Here is a 23871-nt window from a genome sequence, read left to right as displayed (position 1 = left end):
CACCCCAGTCACCAGTCCTGCCTTAGGCATCCTCCTCCACGAATGGTTGGAGTAATGACTTCGGGCACTACCAGCTTCCATGGTGTGACGGGCGGTGTGTACAAGGCCCGGGAACGAATTCACTGCAGTATGCTGACCTGCAATTACTAGCGATTCCTCCTTCACGCAGGCGAGTTGCAGCCTGCGATCTGAACTGAGCTCCGGTTTACGGGATTTGCTTGCATTCGCATGCTTGCTGCCCTCTGTCCGGAGCATTGTAGTACGTGTGTAGCCCAAGGCGTAAGGGGCATGCTGACTTGACGTCATCCCCACCTTCCTCCGGTTTGTCACCGGCAGTCTCTCTAGAGTGCCCAACTTAATGCTGGCAACTAAAAACGAGGGTTGCGCTCGTTGCGGGACTTAACCCAACATCTCACGACACGAGCTGACGACAGCCATGCACCACCTGTGTTCGCGCTCCCGAAGGCACTCTTCCCTTTCAAGAAGATTCGCGACATGTCAAGCCTTGGTAAGGTTCTTCGCGTTGCATCGAATTAAACCACATACTCCACCGCTTGTGCGGGCCCCCGTCAATTCCTTTGAGTTTCACCGTTGCCGGCGTACTCCCCAGGCGGGATACTTAACGCGTTAGCTACGGCACGGCTCGGGTCGATACAAGCCACGCCTAGTATCCATCGTTTACGGCTAGGACTACTGGGGTATCTAATCCCATTCGCTCCCCTAGCTTTCGTCCCTCAGTGTCAGTTACGGCCTAGCAGAGCGCCTTCGCCACCGGTGTTCTTCCTGATCTCTACGCATTTCACCGCTACACCAGGAATTCCCTCTGCCCCGAACGTACTCTAGCTATGTAGTTTCCACTGCTCTTATCTAGTTGAGCTAGACTCTTTAACAGCAGACTTACATTGCCACCTGCGGACGCTTTACGCCCAATCATTCCGGATAACGCTTGCATCCTCCGTATTACCGCGGCTGCTGGCACGGAGTTAGCCGATGCTTATTCCTCAAGTACCGTCATTTTGTTCTTCCCTGAGAAAAGAGGTTTACGACCCAAGAGCCTTCCTCCCTCACCCGGTATTGCTCCGTCAGGCTTTCGCCCATTGCGGAAAATTCCCCACTGCTGCCTCCCGTAGGAGTCTGGGCCGTGTCTCAGTCCCAGTGTGGCTGATCGTCCTCTCAGACCAGCTACTGATCGTCGCCTTGGGAGTCCATTACACTTCCAACTAGCTAATCAGACGCGAGCTCATCTCTAGGCAGTTAACCTTTCACCAATTAAGGCACATCCGGTATTAGCCACCGTTTCCAGTGGTTGTCCCAGACCTAGAGCCAGATTCTCACGCGTTACTCACCCGTCCGCCACTGTGCCCGAAAGCACCGTTCGACTTGCATGTGTTAAGCATACCGCCAGCGTTCATCCTGAGCCAGGATCAAACTCTCCGTTTTGTTGTGTTTCGAGTTTGTGGCTCCGAAAAAAAATATTTCCCGGAATCCTAGTTACTAATTTTGATCATCTTCTTGGGAAATCCCAAAAGTAAAATCTTTTGACGAGGATTGGTTTTTTCTTTAAGCTTTCAAAGTATTATGTTTTTCAGGTTCAGTGGTGGTTGGCTTCTCTCGCTTTCCCACTTAACTAGAGTAACTACTTGTCCCCTAGTTTGTCAAGGGGTAAATTTATTTTTTTTCTAAAAGGGCAAATCGCTTGACTGGTATTGCTTTCAGGTGAATGGGTTAAGTAACAGGAGGGAGGCAAAGACGAAGTAGCTGAAGCTTTCTTGTGTGGATAATTCTTCGAGAAGACGAAGATAGGCAGTCGCTTAGGGATTTCCAACCAATCAAAATAGAATTACCCAATCTTTTAGGGTGGGCAACATGAGTGCCTTTGGCTATGAGTCGGCAAGATGCCCACACGACAAGAAGAAGAGGCTGAGTATTAGTTGAGTATTAGTATTTTTATTTGGAAGTCCCTTAGAGGATGTTTGAAAAGTCCTTTTATCTGTAGCAAAACGTTTTAGATCCCCCTAAGTCCCCCTTGAAAAGGGGGACTTTTACTCCGATTCCCCCCTTTTTAAGGGGGTTAGGGGGGATAAATAAGTGCCTAAAATCACAGCCAACCACTTTTCAAACAACCTCTTAGCTCAATATCCGTTACAGTGAGTCTAGCGGTATAGACGGATTTAACAATTTATAATGAGTTTTTGAGAAAAAGCTAAAAACTAGACTAGGCAATAAATACAGATGATCCGACCGCGTAAGGTCTTTGCTCAACATTGGCTCAAAAGTGAAAAGGCGCTCGACGCAATTATTAAAGCAGCAGAGTGTACAGAATGCGATCGCTCCGGCAAAGCAAAGGGCGATCGCATTCTGGAAATTGGGCCTGGAACTGGCATTCTAACTCGTCGTTTATTACCCCTAGTGCAATCTCTGATTGCAGTTGAAATCGACCGCGACTTATGCCAACTGTTGTCAAAGCAACTGGGTAAGACTAAAAATTTCTTATTGCTGCAAGGCGATTTTCTCACCCTGGATTTACCATCTTATTTGGTAGCCTTTCCCAATTTCCAACAGCCAAATAAAGTAGTAGCCAATATTCCTTACAATATTACAGGGCCAATCATTGAGAAACTACTGGGTACGATCGCAAACCCTAATCCCGAACCATTTGACTCTATAGTATTGCTGGTACAAAAAGAAGTGGCAGAAAGGTTGTATGCTAAACCAGGGTCAAAAACCTTTGGGGCGTTGAGTGTGCGGGTACAGTATTTGGCCGAGTGTGAGTTAATTTGCACCGTTCCAGCAGCCGCATTCCATCCACCGCCAAAGGTTGATTCAGCAGTGGTGCGATTGCGCCCTCGAAAAATAGAAATACCAGCGCTTAATCCCCGACAGCTAGAGACTTTCTTAAAGTTGGGATTTGGTGCCAAGCGCAAAATGTTACGAAATAATTTGCAATCTGTTGTAGAACGCGATCGCTTGAGCCACTTACTGGAACAATTAAAAATAAATCCCCAAGCCAGAGCCGAAGATATCGGTGTTCAGCAATGGGTAGTCTTAGCAAATGAGTTAGGAGTTAAAAGTGAGGAGTGAGGAGTTAAGAGTGAATAGATATAGATGATTGCTTTGATTGAAAATCCGAAGTTCACCCATTCCCAACTAGCAACCTATAACTTCTAGCTTTCAATATGCCTTCCTACAGCCTTATTGCTCCTGCTAAAATCAATTTGTATCTGGAAATCATTGGCGATGCCTCCGGCGGGCTACGCCAAGGCCCCGATGGTTATCATGAGTTAGCTATGATACTTCAAAGTATCGGGCTTGTAGACCAAATTGATGTGCGTTCTATAAGCACTGACAGCATTCGTGTTCACTGCAACCATCCACAAGTACCGACAGATAAAAGTAACCTGGCATACCGCGCAGCCGAATTAATGGTGAGGCAATTTCCTCAAGCCTTTGCTAAATATGGGGGTGTGGAGATTACCGTCAATAAGCAGATTCCTGTCGCGGCTGGGTTGGCTGGGGGTTCGACGAATGCAGCAGCTGTGTTGGTGGGGATAGATTTACTTTGGAAGTTGGGATTAACTCAGTCAGAATTAGAGGAGTTGGGAGGTACACTTGGTTCAGATGTACCATTTTGTGTAGCTGGTGGAACTGCGATCGCAACAGGTAGGGGTGAGCAACTTTCTCCCCTGCCCAGTTTAGATAATATATATATAGTATTGGGGAAATACCGCAGTCTGGAAGTTTCTACGCCTTGGGCATACAAAACCTACCGACAGCAGTTTGGTCATTCTTATATTAGAGATACCGATAACTTGGCAGCGCGTGCTAATGCAGTTCATTCAGGAGCAATAGTAAAAGCCATCTTGGATAAAGATACGCGAGAAATTGCTCAAAAATTGCATAATGATTTAGAGCGCGTGGTATTGCCAGCCTATCCCCAAGTTTTGCAGTTGCGAGAAGTGTTTGCCAATCAGGAAGGCGTTTTAGGAACAATGATGTCTGGTTCTGGGCCAACAGTATTTGCTCTTTTTGAGTCTCAACAGCAAGCAGAACAGGTTAAGCTGCAAGTAAGGAAAGCAATTCTTGATGAGGATTTAGAATTGTTTGTAACTCGGACAATCACTCATGGTATTAAAGTGGCATCGTCTGTTTAAATAATTCTTTTTTGTTAATGAAGTATAGAAATAGACAAAAATTATTCCTAATGTCCCAATCCAAAATCTAAAATCCTATGAGTGACCAAAATTTAACACCACCAACGGATACTAAAATACAGGCGGCAGCTAGTCCGTTGCGTTGTTTAATTGGGGCGGTAATTTCTGGAGGAATGGGATATGCAATGTATTCGCTGATGATTGCGATCGCTACAAATTTTGCTACTAAACCTCTTCATTCAATTAATCCATTGGTAATCAAGATTTCTTCTGCTGTTCGGACTCTGGTTGTCGGTGTAGTTGCTTTAGGAAGCGGGATATTTGGTATAGTAGCAATTGGTTTGTTGGCTTTGGGAGTGCAATTATTAATGCAGCAATTTACCAAGCAAAAAAGTAGTGAAAATTAGTAATTGCTTTTAATCAGCAACCCAAAGGTACAAGTGAATAAAAGACGTACTGCTGACATTCGATAGTTAGTAGCTTACCAATCAATACCTTAAGAAAGCTTGCTTTTATAATCGGACAGCGATCGCTCTGAGCAAATCCTCTATAGTAGAAGGTTTAGTTAGATAATCGTCTGTTCCCAATTACATACCCTTACGAACATCTTCTTAGCATGGCATCACAGCCTTGAGCCAGAGGATGTTTTAATTTCTTTGTATGGTTGCCCTTGACTTTAATAGATTTTGGGTTAACACTTTATGGACTGGCTGAAAATTCACAAATTTATGCGGAATTGATACCATTGACACTGAAGTTGATAGCAGTAACATCACTATATGAGCAAAACTTATGAACACAACCAAGAGATATTTTTTACCCCTTATTTTTGTGACAATGGTTGTCAGCCTCAGTAGTTGTAGTTCTAAACCCACGGCTCGTAATATTGACATCGGAACACCATCCGCTACGACAACACCAACGAATAGCTCATCGTCACAGACTACCAGCCAAATTCCTAGCGTAGCTCAGTTAAGAGAAAAATCTCCTAATCCAGAACTTACTAAAGAAAATACACCTTCCTCAACTTTTAAGGCTGCCACTAGCAAAACTACTACCGTTACACTATACACAAGTGATTCTCAGTGCCAAAAACTCGTTCCCGAAAAAGTTTCAGTACTAGCTGAGGAAGTAGTGACAAATGTAGTGAGTAAAATTTTGGAAAAACGAGATACAAGCGACTTTAACTTGTCTGGGTATCGTGTCAATATCAAAAATGGTATTGCTACAGTTGATTTACGAATATCTCCTGATTCAAAGCGACAAATAGCTTCTCTTTCTAGTTGTGAACAGTTTGCTCTGTTTGGCAGTCTCCGCAAAACCCTAACAAGTAATGACCAATGGAATATTAAAGAGGTTCGCTTTACTGAGCGAGGTGAAGATATTGTTCTTTAATTAAACAGGACTTACGCACTGGTAAGGGAAAATCAAACCGCAGAGGACGCAGAGGACATGGAGAAATAAGAGTTTCAGAGAGTTTTTGCGTAAGTCCTATTAAATTAAGCATGGCCAAGAATGGTTGCAAAAACAGTCTATGTTCTAGTCAATTGAAAACAGCTATAAATAGTGTTATAATTTCTCCGAAAATATAAATTTATAGCAGCAATTTGCGGGTGTAATTCAGTGGTAGAATGTCACCTTCCCATGGTGAACGTCGTGGGTTCGAGTCCCATCGCCCGCTTTTAATAGAAAACTTTATTTAGGACAAATCTTGAGAGTTTTTTGGACTCTCTTGGTATTTGACCTTTTTTTAATTAAAAGTTAAAAATTAAGAAGAAGAATAATTTTTAATTAATTTTTAATTAATTAATTTTGGGTACAAGCCCCCACTGATTGCAATTTTTAATTAATAATTTTTAATTTTTAATTGGAGCGAAGCGACTTGACGGTGTATTTGATACAAATAAATTTTTAAACCTGTCTGCAAAAAAGGCTAATTATAATATTGGCTCAGTTGTTGAATACCCTAGAAAATTTAGTATATTACTTATGCTTAGACACAAAAGCAGCCGTAAAATCTCGTTAGTGGCTATGCTTGTGCTGGTTATATGCTTTACTCTGGTAAGTGTGCGTTCATTTGGGCAAACAATTATGACATCAGTACCCCAACTGCTCACCGACCCGTTTTTGCAACTGCCAACTGAAACCTCAGTGCGAGTAGTTTGGTTTACCGAGTTTGCTGGTGTTAACCATACAGTAACCTACGGTGAAAAGCTCAAACTAATTGCTAAGGCAAATACCACCAAACTCAGTCGCACTCGTGAAGATCAGCAATCAAGAGTTGCAAACCAAACTAAAGACGGCGAAGTGCATCACAAACCTGTTCAGCGTGACATTTGGCGACATGAAGCTGAGGTAACTGGGTTGATTCCTAATATACGGGTAAATTATCGTGTTACCAGTGTGCGAGAAGATAAGAAGAGCGTTAGTAGTGATATTTTTAGCCTCGCCGCCACTCCCAAGCCAGATACACCATTAAAAATCTTACTCACTTCTGACCATCAATTAAAGCCGATGACATCGGCAAATCTGCAAAAAGTTGTAGAAACGGTTGGACGAGTTGATGGAGTATGGTTTGCTGGTGATTTGGTCAATGTTAGCGATCGCGCCTCAGAATGGTTTGATGATAATGGTGGCGGTGCTTTGTTTCCTGGTTTACAAGGTCGTGCTAAATATAACATGACACACGACGGTGTTAAGACAACCTATACTGGTGGGCAGATAATTCAAAATGCACCCATGTTTACTTGTATTGGCAATCATGAGGTGATGGGACGATTTGCTAGGGCGGAAAGTTTAGATGGTGAATTTGATGATACAATTCCCCGTGTTGTCGCTCAAAAAATCTACCAGGACAATTCTTTAATAGATAATTCTTTTAATACTAATACTTATGAAGAAATTTTCTCTTTACCAGAAAGTAAGGAGGGTGGAAAAAGGTATTATGCAGTTACCTTTGGTGATGCGCGCTTGGTGGTACTGTACGCTACAAATATGTGGCGGACTCCCAATTTAGATGGAAAGCGTAAAGGTAGATATCTAGAAGCCGAAAAGGATTTAAATAATCCTGAAAATTGGGGTTATGGACAGCTAATTTATGAACCAATTGCTAAAGGTAGCAAGCAATATAATTGGCTAAAAGCAGAACTCAATAGCCCTGAATTTAAACAAGCAAAATATAAAGTTGTGATGTTCCATCATCCGCCCCATACTTTAGGCGATAATATAGTTCCTGCCTATACAGAACCAGTTCAAATAATTGAACGGGATGGTAATAATATCAAAGCAGTGCGTTACGAATACCCGAAAGATGCAGATTATCTGATCCGCGATGTTGTACCTTTATTAGAAGCGGCTAATGTGCAATTAGTATTTTATGGGCATTCTCATTTGTGGAACCGTTTTGTTAGTCCCAGTGGAATGCACTTTCTAGAAACATCTAATGTGGGCAATACTTACGGCGCTGCTTGGGGTGACAGAAAGCGAGAAGTGCCAATTGGATATCAAGAGGATTATGTTAAGCTTGGCGATCCTAATGGTTTAGAACCGATAGTGCCAACAATTTCTCCTTTGCTGGGTGAAGATGGTAAGCCGATACCTTATATTTCGAGTAATGATATTACGGTTTTTAGTATCTTTGATACGGGGACAGGTTCGATAAGTAGTTATCGGTTTGATACTCGTAAACCTGATTCGGAAGTATTGAGGTTTGATGAATTTAAGTTGAAACAGACCAATCCTACTTGATTTGTGAAGAGCGTTAGCTTCAGATCCCTGACTTCTTGAAGTCGGGGATCTTTTGATTCACGAATGACTTAGGATTGCTATATACCAATACGGTTCAGTTAAGATTAAAAATCTTTATTTTTTTAACGAACCGCAGAGGCGAGGCAGTGCGTTGGGCGGGCAATGCCCGACTTGTTCGCGCAGCGTCTCCGACAGGAGAAGCAACTGCCGTGCAGAAAACGCAGAGAGAAGAAAGAAATGCTTAATCTATGCTGTTGGATTATAGACTGCTAATCGCTTCGGCAACTAGTTTAGAAACAAAGGGCAAGATAGCCTGACTCTTAGCCTGAGCTTTACCTTCAGTAAATACTACTAAGAGGTAGGGGCGCTGATTTGGTAACTCAATATATGCGGCATCATGGCGGACTTGACTTGTCCAACCTGCTTTTGACCAAATTTGAGCATTTTCAGGAAGTCCGCCACCTAAGAAACCTGTCACCTGATTTTCTTCGCCGTCAGAAGACACATTATCCAGAGTCCGTTTGAGTAAAGCCATCATTGCTTGCGATCGCGTACTGGAAACCGCCACTCCACCTACAATACTATGGAGTAACCTGGCGATCGCATTTGTTGTCAACATATTCCGATTTTCTAGCAACTCTCCCACAAATGCCCGTTCCCGTCCATAAGGGCCATCACCCCAAGTTTTTTGACAGGCGTTAATCGTCTCCATTTCTTCCCAACCCAATGATTGGTAATAGCGGTTAATGATATTACGTTGATATTTCCAGGTTTCAAAAGGCCCCGTTGGTAATTCTGGCCCCGATGTAGTACCACTCAAAATATCCACAACCAAGCTAGTAGCATCGTTACTAGAATCGACAATCATATCCCGCAAGGCGCGTTCCAACTCCTTGGAGGTTTGAGTCATGCCTTTTTCTAGCCATTCATTTACCGCCACCAGGTAAAATAACTTGACTACACTGGCGGGATAAATTCGCTCAACACCGCGATAAGTAAAACCACGGACTGGATGATCCCAAAAAGCTTTGGGAGTAAGCGCCCCACCAGTATTTACTAGCACTGGTGGATCGTAAACAACCCAAGTTAGAGCAATTTGATTCCGGGCTAAAGTCGGAAATGCTGCCCAAGTTGCATCTAAAATGCCATTACCAATATTTTCTAGTTGTTCGTCTTTATTGAAAAAAATCATTCTCTAATAATGTCCTTTAATCTAAAATCCAAAATCCAAAATCTAACATCAGGGGAGTATCAGTGTATCGCTGACCTTAATTTATATGATTCTCCTGAATGTATGTGTTTAGCAACTCAAGCTGTATCTGGAAGACATTTGTGGGTAACATCAAATCATCAAAATTTAGCGGTTGAGGTGTATTTGTGTGAAGATGACTATCCAGGATGGGTATCACTTTCAGATTTTGATGCATTACAACCTGCTACTGTAGCTTATCAGGCTGCAACCTTTTCTGAATCTGAGATTAAAAAACTTTTAGCAGAGGTCATTGCCTTTACCCAAAAAGCGATGCAACAATCCAATTATTACCTTTGGGGTGGTACAGTTGGGCCAAATTATGACTGTTCTGGGTTGATGCAAGCCGCGTTTGCTTCGGTGGGAATTTGGCTACCTAGAGATGCCTATCAACAGGAAGGATTCACCCAACCAATTACTATTGGAGAATTAGTTGCCGGGGATTTGGTATTTTTTGGAACTAGCGAAAAAGCAACTCATGTCGGACTTTATTTGGCGGATGGTTGTTACATTCATAGTTCTGGGAAAGATCGGGGACGAGATGGGATTGGGATTGATGTTCTCTCGGAACTGGGAGATGGGGTTAGTCAGTCCTATTATCAGCAGCTGCGAGGGGCTGGTAGGGTTTTTAAGAGTTACGAACCACAGAGACGCTGAGGACGCTGAGGTATATGAGGAGTGGGTTGGTTGAGCAAGGGGTGAGCGAGGTAAATGGGGCGATTTCCGCAATTGTCCCAGATGTTTCGGTAGTGGTACCGATACATGATGAAGTGGAAAGTTTGCCGCTTTTATTAGAGGCGATCGCATCTACTTTATCCTCTAGTCAGGTAAATTATGAAATTATTTGTGTGGATGATGGTTCTACCGATGGTTCCGGGGATTTTCTGAAAAAAGAGGCGCAAAGCCGCACTGATTTAAAGGCGGTGATTTTGCGTCGCAACTATGGACAAACTGCGGCGATGGCTGCTGGGTTTCATTATGCAGTCGGGAAAGCGATTGTCACTTTAGATGCCGATCTTCAAAACGATCCGGCTGATATCCCCATGTTATTAGCAAAGCTGGATGAGGGTTACGATTTGGTGAGTGGTTGGCGACAAAAACGCCAAGATGGTGCTGTAAATCGGTTACTTCCTTCCAAAATTGCCAATTGGCTAATTCGCCACACCACTAGCGTCAATATTCATGACTATGGTTGTTCGTTGAAAGCCTATCGTGCAGAACTGTTGGCAGATATGAATCTCTACGGGGAATTACACCGATTTTTACCTGCTTTGGCCTATATTGAAGGAGCTAGAATTACTGAAATACCCGTGCGTCATCACGCCCGTCGTTTTGGTCGCAGTAAGTATGGCATTTGGCGGACATTCCGGGTGTTGATGGATTTGTTAACTATTCTGTTTATGAAAAGGTTTCTCACCCGCCCGATGCACGTTTTTGGGCTGTTGGGCTTAATTTCAATGTTTTCGGGCGCAGCGATCGGAATTTACTTGACTTTTGTCAAGTTGGCTTTAGGTGAAATGATTGGCAATCGCCCTCTGCTAATTTTAGCAGTTCTCTTGCTAGTAACTGGAGTGCAGTTATTTTGCTTCGGTCTTTTGGCAGAATTGCTTATGCGTACATACCATGAATCCCAAGGACGGCCTATCTATCGCGTGCGAGAGGTAGTAGGAAAAAATGTTAAATAGCATAACGATATTATGTCAAGTTCGCGTAATCTGCAAGAAACTCATTTAAATCGCGCCCGCGCCAGTCTCAGACAAGCGCTGTCTTGGTATGGATATCTTCGTAAGTCAGGACAGTTGTCATTTAACCCGGAATTGGCGGGTTTGTTGAAACCGGAATTGGAAGCTTTAAATTCCACACTCAACAAGCTGGATTCTAATGTGATTAGAATTGCTGCCTTTGGTTTGGTGAGTCGGGGAAAGTCAGCAGTTTTAAATGCTTTGCTGGGAGATAAGATTCTGCAAACTGGGCCTCTGAACGGTGTCACTCAATGGCCTCGTTCGGTGCGATGGCAGTCAGGAGGTAAAGTCCTCGTAGAGTTAATTGATACCCCCGGATTAGATGAAATTGAGGGTGAGTCACGGGCGGATATGGCCCGAGAAGTTGTGCATCAGGCGGATTTGATTTTGTTTGTCGTGTCTGGTGATATTACACGCACTGAGTATCAAGCACTGTTGGAGTTAAGGCGATCGCAAAAACCCCTGATTTTAGTATTTAACAAAATAGACCTTTACCCAGATACAGACCAGGGAGCGATTTACCAAAATTTACAACAATTGGGTGCGGGGAATCCTCACGCAAAGCCGTTATTACCTGATGAAATTGTCATGGTGGCAGCAGAACCAGCACCAATGGAAGTGCGGGTTGAATGGCCTGATGGGCGTGTCAGTTATGAATGGGAGACACCACCCCCGCAAGTAGACGAACTCAAAGAGACAATTCTGAATATTCTCAATCGGGAAGGGCGATCACTTCTGGCTTTAAATGCACTGATTCAAGCACGAGATGCAGAAGCCGCGATCGCTCAAAAAACCATCGATTTCCGCGAACAACAAGCTGAAGAGATGATTTGGCAATTTACCAAATACAAAGCTTTGGCAGTAATGCTCAATCCCATCGCCTTCTTAGACATCCTGGGCGGAACTGTTGCTGATTTAGCTTTAATTCGCGCTTTAGCTAGATTATATGGTTTACCAATGACTAGCTATGAAGCCGGGAAAATTTTAAAAACGATTTTATTTAGTTCTGGTGGCTTGCTACTGGGAGAATTAGGTAGTAGTTTTCTTCTGGGTTTAAGTAAAACTACTGCGGCAATAACCAGTGGTGATAATCCTAGTAATATTACTGCTTTTGCTGGCAGTGCGATCGCTCAAGCTGGTATCGCTGGCTATGGGGCATACTCCGTTGGCAAAGCCGCCCAAGTCTATCTCGAAAAAGGCTGCACTTGGGGACAGTTGGGTGCTAGCAGCGTCATTCAAGAAATTCTCTCTCAAGTTGACCAAAATACAATTCTGTATCGTCTGCGACAAGAGTTAGGCATAAAATATTGAGAATAAATAAATTTTGTTAAGAATTTGTTACCGTTTACAAGTGTTTATGAACTTCTATCAAGCTCTTCTGACAATTGACTGACATCTCCAATTTGGGATGCAAGATTGAGGGAACAGGAATTATAGAACTATTTCCTAATATCTATCTACGTAAATTAATGGTGAAAGAATCATGACAACTACCCTCAAATCATTTGAAACTACTGGCGCGGCAAATCTTCAAGAAGCTATTACTGAAGCCATTAATGAAGCTCGTGCAACTTGTGAGCTAGACGGCAGTAATTCTGCTGGTTGTGCCGTAGCCTGGGACATTGTGGAAGAATTGCAAGCCGAAAAAGCTCATCAACAGCAAGGAAAACCACATAAAACCTCTTTGGAGAATTATTGCGATCGCCATCCAGCTTCCGTAGAATGTCTTATCTACGACGTTTAACTTTTCCGTAAATCACTTATCGCTGATTGCGTGATTTGCTTAATTACCTCTAAATAAGGTGATTGTGTTTCACTTTCCATTGCCAACCACAAAAGATATTCGATATTCCCAGCCGGGCCTGTGATCGGCGACCAAGTTAAGCCTTTGTATTTCCATCCTAATCCGTGGGCTGCTTGCAAAACTTGGAAAATAGCATCAGCTTGGTCGTTTGGATCTCGCACAACGCCTTTTTTACCCACACGGGATCTACCAACTTCAAACTGTGGCTTGACTAACAATACAGCTTCTCGATTAGCTTGAGTTAGTTGCCACAAAGCAGGTAGAATCTTGGTTAAAGAAATAAATGATACATCAACCACCGCCAAATCAGGAATCTGGTCATTCTCACCATATAACTCATCTGGTTGTAGTTGCCGTAAATTGGTGCGTTCCCGCAAAATCACCCGCGAATCATTTCGCAACCGCCAATCAACTTGCCCGTAACCGACATCAATACCGTAAACTTGTTTTGCTCCACCTTGTAAGAGACAATCAGTAAAACCACCAGTAGAAATTCCACCATCCAGACAAATGCGCTCTGCTACAGGAATGGCAAATACTGACAAAGCTTTAGAAAGTTTTTCACCACCTCTAGAAACAAAAGGCGATCGCTCCTTAATATTTATTTGAGCCGTAATATCAACTTCTGTACCAGGTTTATCAACTAACTGCTGATTAACAGTTACTTCCCCCGCCTGAATTAACCGTTGTGCTAAGGCCCGAGAAGAACATAAATTTAGCTCTACTAATAGTGTGTCGAGTCGCTGTTTAGCCAATTAAATAGACTCTCCTGGTAAGATTCAAACCAAAGCACGATAAACATCGGCAACTTCTATTGTGGCTCATAACGCTTCTAGTTCCGATCGGCTAATTCGTTTAATTCATGAGCGATCTTAACTACATACCATTATCATTTTGAAATTCACATATTTCTTTATAATATAGCGGTTCTCATTTATGTGAGGTACACCCGTAGGGGCAATTCATGAATTGCCCCTACACCTTACGAAATGATGTTCTACCACATTTGAATGAGAACCGCTATATAATCTAATGCTCCTAATATTTGGATATGCAATATCTCAATATTTACTAATCTCTCGATCAGTTTTTTCATGATTCATTAATAATAAAATTAGAATCTTTTCTTTTGCGTATCGATTTTCACGATCTTTTAGGGTTTTCATTTCACCCTAATGGTTTCCAATTATTTGGTAAAAGCAGCGAAATAATTCTTTTTCTTCGATTATCGGTGCTAGTACATATTTTTACTGCCACAGGTCTGGGTTCCCTTTATACGCAGAACGTTGTTTTGGAATGGCGTATAATTAGGAACATCTATGTTCATGCTTCTAGATTATATTTCTTTCCCTAAGTTGACACCAATGATGGCTTTACGCCCTTACAATTTTGCAATTTAATAGCAAAAGCCTTGTATACGGGAACTTCTTGTTCTGAACTATTGTCACTTTATGTCACCTTTAACAGCCAGGAGCCTCCCACTATAACCGACCAAACTTAGGTATAGCCTAACCCACGCATCGTAGCCTTCTATGTCCAATTTCACTTAACCCTAACCCTTTCACAAGCTGTCTTTCACATCTAAAGATACGTACTGGCGCGATACAAGAAAATAGTGGATTAAAAATTTCTGGAAAATTCAAGTTTAGAACTATAACCAAATTTTTCTATTGCACCAATTTATGTATGCCATGCCAGTAGAGTTACGTCATCCGTTACCAGCTTTTCCTGAATTGTCTTTATATATACAATATTTATACTTTGTTAGTCAGATTAACGCAGACTTAAAATGCTTTCAAATCCATAAAATGGGCGCTTGCTCATGGAACAATCTCGCGGTAATTTACCAAATATTAGCATAATTATTTGTATATACACTAAAAGTTGATGAAAGCTATATCAAACGACACCGTACACATTTTTGCAACCAAAACCTTATATACTGGATTAGACTTTGATAAATTTGAGAGTTTTGTTAATTGCAACACCAAAAACTATTAATTTTCAGATGAAATACTAGCGTATCTTATAGTCTATAGTTTTTAAGGTTTAGTCAAAACTATATCCAGTATCATCAAAAAACTGCAAACTTCATGTGGTGCAAAAATCAATCGGGGAGTGAAAACATGAATTTACGTAGAGATGCATTGCAAATCCTCAAAGAAACTAGCCGAACATTTTATATCCCAATTAGTATCTTACCGCCAGGATTGCAAGAAGCAGTAGCATCAGCATATTTGTGTATGCGTGCTATTGATGAAATTGAAGATCATCCTGAACTAGATAATGTTACTAAAGCAAAGCTGTTAAGAACGATTAGCCTGACATTACAGGCAGGAGTTGATGGCTTTGCAGTAGATGCTTTCTTCGCAGGATTTAGTGGGTATGAGAATACCTTAGAAGAAGTCACTGTGAGGATTAGAGAATGGTCGCTGCTAGCACCAGAAACCATTGCACCTCGTATTTGGGATGCGACTGCTGCAATGGCAGACCGAATGGCTTACTGGGCAGAAAGAAACTGGAAAATTTATACAGAATCTGATTTGGATCGATATACCTTTGGGGTTGCAGGTGCAGTGGGATTATTACTTTCGGACTTATGGACTTGGTACGATGGAACGCAAACGAACCGTACCCAGGCAATTGGGTTTGGTCGGGGTTTACAAGCAGTTAATATCCTGCGTAACCATACTGAAGACTTGGGGCGTGGGGTAGACTTTTTCCCGGAGGGTTGGAGTGCAGCAAATATGCAAGAGTATGCGCGACGCAACCTAACCCTGGCTGAAGCTTATACCAAAGACCTTCCTACCGGTCCAGCTTTAGATTTTTGCCAAATTCCCTTAACCTTGGCTAATGGCACTCTTGATGCCCTTGCTAATGGTAAAGAGAAACTCAGCCGCAGTGATGTCTTTGCACTGATCGAACAACTGATTAGTGTGAACATGAAAGCCAGTTAATAGTCTCTTAAGGACTAATGGAGCCAATTGTCAATTGTCTCCATATTTTGGATATCCAAAATTATACAGGGATTTTCTGTAAGGAAGTCAGTGTAGTCTTTTGCCAAGGGGAGATGCCAAGGGCGATGGGGAGCCAATGCGGTCTTCTCCCAAAGGGAAAGGCTAGCGCCAAGGAGTATCCCCAAGTGAAGCATTGGCGTGTCTCCCCAAGTAGAACAACTGGCTTTGGGGAGTGTCTTCTAAGAAAGTAGGCGAGAATAAATAAAAGTATGTTAACTAGATATAAAAAATATGGAAGTTATCTCTTGGTGAGGACTTAAAATTCACTAATTTTTTTTAATACTAATTTTTGATTTTGAATTACGGATACACAGCCCTTATCATAATGCTGTTGTATAAGTGTAAAACAATACTACCCATAAGAAAGTAGCTCAAATACTGTTTTTAAGTGTAAGTATAATAAGTTATCTTGTTCTGGTGAATTATTTACGTAATCTCAGCTAAACTTTAGGAACTCTTCAAAGGATTTCCAGCAAAAATTACCTGGCAAGAATTAATTAATGTCTAAATAATTAAAAGAGAGTGTAACGCTCCCCGTGATTATTCGTGCAGCGAGTTGACAGTGCATGAGCTACTGCTTAAATCCTATCTGTCCCAATCCAGAAAATTTGGTATATAACCAAAGGTGTCAGTCTTGTGGCTCGCAACTACTGTTGCGCGATCGCTATCAGGTGATCAAACCATTAGGTCAAGGTGGCTTTGGAGCAACCTTCTTAGCCAACGATCAAGGCTTACCCGGAGAACCGAGTTGCGTAATCAAGCAATTACGCCCATCAGGAAGCGCCCCACACGTTTTACAGATGGCCAGAGAACTCTTTGAACGAGAAGCCAAGACTCTAGGTAAAATTGGCAATCATCCCCAAGTACCAAGATTATTAGACTATTTTGAAGATCATGAACAATTCTACTTAGTTCAAGAATACATTAGCGGTGATACCTTGCAGGAGGAGGTCAAACTTAACGGCATCTTGAGCGAAACTGGAATCAAGCAATTTTTAAGCGAGATTCTACCACTACTACAATATATTCACGAGCAAAAGGTGATCCACCGTGATATTAAGCCAGCAAACTTAATTCGCCGTACTCAAGATGCCAGAATGGTACTTATCGACTTTGGTGCCGTCAAAAACCAAGTTACCCAAGGAGCGATAAGTCAATCAGGACAAACAGCATTAACTGCTTATGCAATTGGTACTCCTGGTTTTGCACCTCCAGAACAAATGGCTATGCGTCCAGTCTATGCCAGTGATATTTATGCTCTGGGGGTGACATGCATTTTTTTACTAACTAGCAAAACTCCTAAAGATTTAGATTACAATCCCAACACTGGCGAAATGATGTGGGAGCATCTTGTGCAAGTGAGCGATCACTTGAGTGGTGTATTGCGAAAAATGTTAGAGGTGTCTGTACGTAATCGCTATCAGTCAGCGACAGAAGTTCTCAGAGCATTGGAAATAGAACCATACTTAGAAAGTTTAGCAAAGGGTTTACTGATTAAATCAGATACTGGGTCTAAAGAACGAACACACAACCATCTAGAAAATTCTGCCGTTTTATGTAACAACTCTTCTGTTGCTGTTACAAGTGCAGGAGTGGCACAGGTAGCGGCAGCAATTCGGGCGAGACGAGCCAAGGCAGCAGAAGCCGCGGGATTACACCAAGGTTCTGCGATGGGCAAATCAACTACTTTAGCTAACAGCAACAGTAATAGTTCGCAAGCTCAAAATTCTAAAGTTGAGCGTAAGTTAGATAGCCAAGGTTTGTTGACTGCCTATCAAAAGGGAAGACGAGATTTTGCTCTCCACAATTTAAGTTTGCTGAACCTGCAAGGTGCTGACTTATCAGGAACAAATTTCCATTCCACACAATTACAAAAAACCAATCTCCAGGGAGCTAATCTTCACAATAGTGACTTTGGCAGAGCCAGTCTCGCTAGAGCAAATCTTAAGGATGCTAATTTGAGCAAAGCATACTTTAATCATGCTGATTTAGAAGGGGCAGACCTGCGAGGTGCAGACCTCAGCAATGCTTATCTCAGCAATGCTAACCTCCGAGGAGCTAATTTGTGTGGTGCTAACCTCACCAGTGCCAAAATTTCTGACGATCAGTTAGCACTAGCAAAAACAAATTGGATGACTATCCGCCCTAATGGTAAGCGAGGTTTATTGTAAGTTGAAAGTTTAGATTTTGAAGCCAGTGTCTTGCTCTGGCTTCCAGATTACTTCACTACTTTTGAAGTAAGCTTAGAAAGGATCAAGTCTTAAATTTGACTTTATAAGGCTCACAAGGATTCAATTTCATTATTAGTTTGATATCTTAACTCTTATTCCAAAACTGTTCGGTTAAGGCAAGAGACGCGATAAATCGCCGTCTTTACAATAATCAATCCTTCGTCCTGACGGCGATTTATCGCGGATTTGGGATCTATATATTCTCATCAAATAACCTTAACCGAACAGTATTGGCAGGTAATCCCCATAAATAAATTTAAGGGATTCAAGAATTGAGCGCAGTAAATATGCGCTACGCATCTCGAAATATATATTTTCTTCTTTCTTCATAAATGAATTTAGGGGCTTTAAAAGAAAGTGGCAGAGGACGCATTGTATATATTTTATTCCTTCTGCCTTCAGCAAGAACTGCCTCTACCTTTCTTCGGTAAATAATTCTGTGCGATTACTTATAGCAATCCCATTTGATTTGTGAGAATTACAACCCACAGATTCCCGACAACGTTTACGAAGTAGTGGATCTTAATTTATCAGGAGTGACTCAGGATTGTTACAGTTGAGTGGCTCGATAGATAGTAATTGCTTTTGCAAATGTTAAAAATTACCCGCTTCTATAGCGAAAATACGCAGATCGCTGGTAATTCTTAATCAAATCTTTATGATTTTTATCTGTTACAAATAACAAATGATTATTTACAATAAATAATAAAGCATCACAATAGTTTTACATAAATATTTTCATGCTTTTTGTGACTATAAACAACAAGAAATTTCGCACTTAAAAGCTGTAAAATCTAATGCTCTTAAGCCACTCAATTTTTCAGATTACAGCAGAAAGTGAAAAACTAATTAATTATCCCTGATTGTAGGCTGAAGCAGAATATTCACAACCGAAATCAGGTCATACAAGGTTTACATATCATGGCTAACTTTGCACAAACAGAAATAGAACGGAGATTAACTTTATATCAGGTATTCCTCAAGTTGTATGAACACGACAGCAGTCTTCTAGATGAAATTCTTCAACTAGAAAACCTATCTCAACTGTTGTTGAGAAAGATGAAGTTATGTTACGTACATGGTGTAGTGGATACTGCTGCCGTTTATTTGATGACTAACTTGTGTGATAACCAGACTCAAAGTTTACGACAGCCACAACAGATATGGACAATAGGTCGTAATCACAACAGTGGTATTTGCATTGCTAATAATTATATGTCTCGTCGTCACGCGGCTATTCAATATATTGACGATCAAGGCTTCTACTTTATAGACTTCAACAGTACTAATGGCTCCTTTGTGAATGGCGATCGCGCTTTTGGGCCAATCAAGCTGAAAGATGGCGATCGCATCCGTCTAGGCAATATGACTTTTGATTTTTTCGTAAATTACAAGTCCCGCGTTTTGCCAACTGTAGCAATGGAGTTATTGATGCAGCTTGTGCATCACAAGAATAACAATCAAGTAGAAATACTTGCTTCTTCACATGATAAACAAAAATCTATAGCGGGAAAAGCGGATGATAATTTAGAGATTTTCAGAGATTCTCGGCTATTTGAGAAGTTTGAACATCATTATGACAACTTTAGTTCAGAACAGAAATCAGAAATTTTAGACCGCTTTTTTAGCAGACAAATCCCATAAAATCCTAGTTGAAGAAGGCAGAAGGCAGGAGGCAGAGGGCAGAAGGGACAATTAAGAAGGGGATTCAGACCTCTCCTTAATCGGGGCCACTGAAACGAAGTTCAGTGGGGGTCTTAAACCCTTACTCCCTCTGGTCGTGGCAGAGGGCAGAAAACAGTATTCCTTCTGCCTCCTGCCTTCTGCCCTCTGCCTTTCTTGATAAAAAATTGTGTGAAGTCTAAACAATTTTTAGGGGCACAATATTCTTGTACCCCTAATTTCACACTATTGCAACTATAAACGCAATAAAATGATTACTCGTCGTCGTAAATAGCACAATCCGGTTCAGATAAGACTAAAATTCTCATCTAGCGGATAGTGTAGAGACGCGAAATTATACTTCTCTACGAGACGCTATCGCGAACGTCCCGCTATATGCTTTCGCGTCTCTCCAGCTTTTTCAGCCTTTGGATATCGAGCTTAAAGAAATTTTACCCTCAAGTAGATTAATAAATCTAAATTCCTTACTCTTCTGGCTCTAAATCTACATCTTCCTCTTCATCTTCTTCACTGGCTTTAGCTACAGAGTTAGCAGAAACAACAGCGCCTTTATCGAGCTTTTCACGTACCAGTTTCTTAATTTCCTCAGCAAATTCAGGCTTTTCTTCTAGATACTTAATGGCGTTGTCTCGTCCTTGGGAGATATTATCGCCATTGTAACTATACCAAGCCCCCTTGCGGACAATAATGGAAGTTTCTTCTGCCAAGTCTACAATACAACCCAAGGTAGAAATCCCTTTACCAAAAATAATATCGAATTCCGCGATTCTGAAGGGCGGCGCTACTTTATTTTTGGCGACTTTGACTTTAACGCGATTACCAAATTCATCTGTACCTTTCTTCAAGGTTTGAATTCGACGAATATCCAAGCGCACCGAAGCGTAAAACTTCAATGCATTACCTCCAGTTGTAGTTTCTGGGCTACCGTAGGTAACACCGATTTTTTGCCGCAACTGGTTAATGAAAATTACTGTACAACCAGATTTACCAATGTTACCCGTAATTTTACGCAGGGCTTGGCTCATCAACCGCGCTTGCAAACCAACGTGAATATCACCCATATCCCCTTCAATTTCAGCACGGGGAACCAGTGCTGCGACTGAGTCAATGACTACAATATCAACCGCAGCAGAGCGAACAAGCTGATCGACAATTTCCAAAGCTGATTCGCCAGTATCAGGTTGGGAAATCAGCAAATTGTCAATATCTACACCCAATGCCGCAGCATAAGTAGGATCAAGGGCGTGTTCAGCATCAACAAAGGCAGCAATACCGCCATTTCTTTGTACTTCGGCGAGCGCATGTAGCGCTACTGTAGTTTTACCAGAACTTTCCGGCCCATAAATTTCAATTACCCGTCCCTTGGGTAAACCACCACCCAATGCTAAATCTAGGGTAAGCGCTCCACTAGAAATTGTTTCCACCCGCATCCGGGTAGCGTCCCCCAGGCGCATGATTGCCCCTTTACCAAAGCTGCGCTCAATCTGGTTTAGCACCATTGTCAGCGCTTTTTGCTTGCCGGAAGTATCGGTGTTGATAGCCATTTCTGCCTCTAATGCCTCTAATCTAAATATATGGTTTTAAGGAGTGTTGGTTTTGGAATTTGAGTAGAACAGATATACTATTTTAACCAGAAAATTCTGGAATAGGACTTCTCAAATCAAAAAAGGTTGTGACAAGATCGTAACTCGATCGCTACCAGATTAGTGTAGTTTCGCACAATGATACCAACTTGCATTCAGAGATAGCTTTTTTTGGCTGGGTAAGCAAGGGTTTTCAAAGAAAAAATAAATCTGTCAGTAGAACTGTACTGGTAAGCATTTGAACGTGTTAGCCAAGGCGCAACAGAAATGATGCTGGTAGCTTTTAATTTTTAATTAAAAAAAAGTCAATAATTCTAACGGTAGGTGAACAGAGCCGTTAAACAGCAGGAAAATTAGAAAGGTAAAAGTTTTAACTGACTTGTGTACTTCCTTTAGAGGAATAGAGAGGAATGTTATGACAACATTGCTGAATGAGACTATTGAGAGACTAAAAACCAATGTGAAGGGGCATGTGGTGCTTCCAGACGATCCACGCTATGACGAAGTTCGGGAAATATGGAATGCGATGATTGATCGGCGACCTGCTGTCATCGTCCAGTGTGCAGAAGCCAATGACGTTTCCCAGGCGATCGCATTTGCGCGTGCGAACAAGCTTGAAATATCAATCAGGGGCGCTGGACATAACATCGCAGGGAATGCGGTGTGTGATAACGGCGTGACGATCGATCTTTCAACCATGAAAAATGTCCGTATTGATGCTCAGAAGAGGCGGGCCTATGTCGAACCAGGTGCGACACTTGGCGATTTTGATTCTTCAGCACAGCTACATGGGTTAGCAACTCCAGTCGGAATTAATTCAACGACAGGTATTGCAGGTCTTACCTTGGGGGGCGGTTTCGGTTGGTTGACTCGTAAGTACGGACTGACGATCGATAATCTTGTTTCTGCGGAAGCGATCACAGCAGACGGGAATAAGATCCGAACCAGCGAAAACGAAAACGCTGACCTTTTTTGGGCAATTCGAGGTGGCGGCGGGAACTTTGGTGTCGTCACTGAGTTTGAATTTGAACTCCATCCTGTGGGGCCGGAAATATTGGCTGGGTTGATTGTTTTTCCGTTTAGCCAAGTAAAACAGGTTCTGACACAGTATCGGCAATTTGTTGAATCAGCCCCTGAAGAACTCAATGTGTGGGTGGTTCTTCGCAAGGCTCCGCCATTGCCTTTTCTTCCTGAAAGTGTGCATGGCAAAGAGGTCATTGTACTGCCTGTCTTTTATGTAGGCGATATTGTAGAGGGTGAGAAACTGATCGAACCTCTGCGCCATTTTGGAGATGCTTATGGAGAACACATCGGTACTCAGTCATACGTAGAATGGCAGCAAGCATTTGACCCCTTGCTGACACGGGGTGCAAGGAACTACTGGAAATCTCATAATTTCACAGAGTTACGGGATGGAGCATTAGATGCGATCGCAGAATTTGCAGGTAAGCTACCCTCACCACAGTGCGAAATCTTCATCGGATTCATTGCCGGAGCATCCAACCGTGTCTCGGCGGATGCTATGGCATATTATCATCGAGATGCGAAGTTTGTGCTTAATGTGCATGGAAGATGGGATGATGCAGCGGACGATGAGAGATGCATTGCGTGGGCACGTGAGTTTTTCCAAGCTTCTGCGACCTATGCATCTGCTGGTGCCTATGTGAACTTCCTCACCGAAGAAGAGGGCGATCGCGTTGCAACGGCTTATGGAGCTAACTACGATCGCTTGGTGCAGCTGAAGAAGCGGTACGATCCTGAAAACATTTTCCATCTCAACCAGAACATCAAACCCTAAACTAGCTTTGCTTTACAGATGAATCAGTTGAGCAAACTTCTCCGGTTCACGATCCTCAATCCGTTTCCCATCTGACACAGACCACCGCGACTCAGTAGATAGCCCAAGTTGTAAAAGAAACTGACTCAAAAGTGGTGGTCATGTGCCACAGTTAACTTTTGGGAACCTCAGCACAGTTTAATGCTTGTATAATGCAGGTTTTCATAAATGATTTAGGATTGCTATATCTTTGTTGCTGATGTTTCTGAAAAAATGCCACTAGCTAAAATACCGAGAATTTTATTCACATCTTTGAGATAATATTCACTCAAGTCAATCGTTAATATTTGTGCTTCTAGTTTCAGGAATTGCCAAATACTACCTGTTGTGACTGCACCATAAATTGTTTTAATTTCACTTGCCGCTTGTTTATTAAAAATTTGGGCTGCTACCATTTCTGCTGCACACTGACCCAAACCTGCATTAATGTTCTCTTTTTTCGCTTCTACAACAGTAATTACTGGCGCTGTTACAATCAAAATTTCTGGAGATTTGGTAATAATAAAATCACAAATGCCATTTAATCCTTTGCTATCGTCAACAGTAAAATCTATCCCAGAGAATAAACTAATTTGTTCCTTTAGTTGTCGGCGTAAATCGACTAAAATTGGGGCAATAATTAATTCAGAACGTGCTTTTTCACTATTGCTAGCCAAAGCGATCGCTAGATTATAGTTGAGAGTTTCTGTGAGTAAGTTACTGGCAGTTAGTTCGGCAGTCGCAGCGAAAATATCGCGTTTTTCAAACGTAGTTAAGCCAAAAGTTTGTTTGGCTTTAGCTAGATTAAACTCGCTGTAGGACATAAAACTATCCTTCAGTTTAAGGAA

Annotated in this window: 17 protein-coding genes, 1 tRNA gene, 1 rRNA gene and 1 pseudogene (1 of these 20 running past the window's edge); 14 read left to right on the top strand and 6 right to left on the bottom strand. The window is 42.0% G+C overall.

The features are described from left to right. Positions 1–1440: ribosomal RNA gene (locus GTQ43_RS05815) — 16S ribosomal RNA — on the bottom strand (it extends 51 nt beyond the left edge of the window). A gap of 792 nt (positions 1441–2232) precedes the next feature. Between GTQ43_RS05815 and rsmA the strand changes: the two genes are divergently transcribed. The 3 genes from rsmA (at position 2233) to GTQ43_RS05800 (ending at position 4558) form a co-directional block, all read left to right on the top strand. Beyond that, on the top strand, positions 2233–3081 hold the full coding sequence (rsmA, locus tag GTQ43_RS05810) for a 16S rRNA (adenine(1518)-N(6)/adenine(1519)-N(6))-dimethyltransferase RsmA (protein ID WP_265271464.1): 849 nt from the start codon (positions 2233–2235) through the stop codon (positions 3079–3081). A gap of 95 nt (positions 3082–3176) precedes the next feature. Next, the gene (gene ispE, locus GTQ43_RS05805) at positions 3177–4151 is read left to right on the top strand and encodes a 4-(cytidine 5'-diphospho)-2-C-methyl-D-erythritol kinase (RefSeq protein WP_265271462.1); all 975 of its coding nucleotides are present in this window, start codon (positions 3177–3179) and stop codon (positions 4149–4151) included. Between the two features lie 77 nt (positions 4152–4228). Further along, a complete protein-coding gene (locus GTQ43_RS05800; protein ID WP_265271460.1) occupies positions 4229–4558 on the top strand; it encodes a DUF3082 domain-containing protein in 330 nt (109 codons plus the stop codon). Between the two features lie 108 nt (positions 4559–4666). Here the strand turns inward: GTQ43_RS05800 and GTQ43_RS05795 are convergent. Beyond that, a pseudogene (locus GTQ43_RS05795) lies at positions 4667–4759 on the bottom strand (response regulator); the annotation flags it as partial. Positions 4760–4943: 184 nt separating this feature from the next. On the opposite strand from GTQ43_RS05795, the gene GTQ43_RS05790 reads away from it, so the two are divergent. From GTQ43_RS05790 to GTQ43_RS05780, 3 genes are all read left to right on the top strand, one after another. After that, on the top strand, positions 4944–5546 hold the full coding sequence (locus GTQ43_RS05790; RefSeq protein WP_265271458.1) for a GerMN domain-containing protein: 603 nt from the start codon (positions 4944–4946) through the stop codon (positions 5544–5546). Between the two features lie 214 nt (positions 5547–5760). Continuing rightward, positions 5761–5832 (top strand) — tRNA-Gly (locus tag GTQ43_RS05785). A 410-nt stretch (positions 5833–6242) separates the two neighbouring features. After that, the gene (locus tag GTQ43_RS05780; protein WP_265271456.1) at positions 6243–7898 is read left to right on the top strand and encodes a purple acid phosphatase family protein; all 1656 of its coding nucleotides are present in this window, start codon (positions 6243–6245) and stop codon (positions 7896–7898) included. Between the two features lie 259 nt (positions 7899–8157). Here the strand turns inward: GTQ43_RS05780 and GTQ43_RS05775 are convergent, their stop codons facing one another. After that, positions 8158–9090 carry a class A beta-lactamase-related serine hydrolase gene (locus GTQ43_RS05775; protein ID WP_265271455.1) on the bottom strand — a complete coding sequence of 311 codons (933 nt, stop codon included), beginning with the start codon at positions 9088–9090 and terminating at the stop codon, positions 8158–8160. A gap of 9 nt (positions 9091–9099) precedes the next feature. On the opposite strand from GTQ43_RS05775, the gene GTQ43_RS05770 reads away from it, so the two are divergent. The 4 genes from GTQ43_RS05770 to GTQ43_RS05755 all read left to right on the top strand — a co-directional run bounded on the left by GTQ43_RS05770 (position 9100) and on the right by GTQ43_RS05755 (position 12633). Beyond that, the gene (locus tag GTQ43_RS05770) at positions 9100–9804 is read left to right on the top strand and encodes a C40 family peptidase (RefSeq protein WP_265271452.1); all 705 of its coding nucleotides are present in this window, start codon (positions 9100–9102) and stop codon (positions 9802–9804) included. Between the two features lie 14 nt (positions 9805–9818). Continuing rightward, complete coding sequence (locus GTQ43_RS05765; RefSeq protein WP_265271450.1) at positions 9819–10832, top strand: glycosyltransferase family 2 protein; 1014 nt, start codon at positions 9819–9821, stop codon at positions 10830–10832. 12 nt (positions 10833–10844) lie between these two features. Further along, complete coding sequence (locus GTQ43_RS05760; RefSeq protein WP_265271448.1) at positions 10845–12200, top strand: DUF697 domain-containing protein; 1356 nt, start codon at positions 10845–10847, stop codon at positions 12198–12200. A 172-nt stretch (positions 12201–12372) separates the two neighbouring features. Next, complete coding sequence (locus GTQ43_RS05755; protein ID WP_265271446.1) at positions 12373–12633, top strand: Calvin cycle protein CP12; 261 nt, start codon at positions 12373–12375, stop codon at positions 12631–12633. On the opposite strand, the gene GTQ43_RS05750 is transcribed toward GTQ43_RS05755, so the two are convergent. Beyond that, positions 12630–13448 (bottom strand): TlyA family RNA methyltransferase, encoded by an 819-nt coding sequence (locus GTQ43_RS05750; protein ID WP_265271444.1) that lies wholly within the window; start codon positions 13446–13448, stop codon positions 12630–12632. The genes GTQ43_RS05755 and GTQ43_RS05750 overlap by 4 nt on opposite strands. A gap of 1371 nt (positions 13449–14819) precedes the next feature. Between GTQ43_RS05750 and GTQ43_RS05745 the strand changes: the two genes are divergently transcribed. From GTQ43_RS05745 to GTQ43_RS05735, 3 genes are all read left to right on the top strand, one after another. Further along, the gene (locus GTQ43_RS05745; protein ID WP_265271442.1) at positions 14820–15650 is read left to right on the top strand and encodes a phytoene/squalene synthase family protein; all 831 of its coding nucleotides are present in this window, start codon (positions 14820–14822) and stop codon (positions 15648–15650) included. Positions 15651–16276: 626 nt separating this feature from the next. Then, on the top strand, positions 16277–17881 hold the full coding sequence (locus GTQ43_RS05740; RefSeq protein WP_265271440.1) for a serine/threonine-protein kinase: 1605 nt from the start codon (positions 16277–16279) through the stop codon (positions 17879–17881). A gap of 981 nt (positions 17882–18862) precedes the next feature. Beyond that, positions 18863–19585 carry an FHA domain-containing protein gene (locus GTQ43_RS05735; RefSeq protein ID WP_265271438.1) on the top strand — a complete coding sequence of 241 codons (723 nt, stop codon included), beginning with the start codon at positions 18863–18865 and terminating at the stop codon, positions 19583–19585. Positions 19586–20088: 503 nt separating this feature from the next. Here GTQ43_RS05735 and recA read toward each other — a convergent pair. Next, positions 20089–21168: a recombinase RecA gene (gene recA, locus GTQ43_RS05730; RefSeq protein WP_179074924.1), complete on the bottom strand. Its 1080-nt coding sequence runs from the start codon at positions 21166–21168 to the stop codon at positions 20089–20091. 454 nt (positions 21169–21622) lie between these two features. Here recA and GTQ43_RS05725 point away from each other — a divergent pair, with 454 nt between their 5' ends. After that, positions 21623–23005 (top strand): FAD-binding oxidoreductase, encoded by a 1383-nt coding sequence (locus GTQ43_RS05725; RefSeq protein WP_265271434.1) that lies wholly within the window; start codon positions 21623–21625, stop codon positions 23003–23005. A gap of 221 nt (positions 23006–23226) precedes the next feature. On the opposite strand, the gene GTQ43_RS05720 is transcribed toward GTQ43_RS05725, so the two are convergent. Beyond that, a complete protein-coding gene (locus GTQ43_RS05720; protein WP_265271432.1) occupies positions 23227–23847 on the bottom strand; it encodes a hypothetical protein in 621 nt (206 codons plus the stop codon). Positions 23848–23871 lie beyond the last annotated feature (24 nt).

The sequence above is a fragment of the Nostoc sp. KVJ3 genome (genome assembly GCF_026127265.1).
In the GTDB taxonomy this organism is placed as follows: domain Bacteria; phylum Cyanobacteriota; class Cyanobacteriia; order Cyanobacteriales; family Nostocaceae; genus Nostoc.
This window is presented reverse-complemented; position numbering and strand designations above follow the sequence as displayed.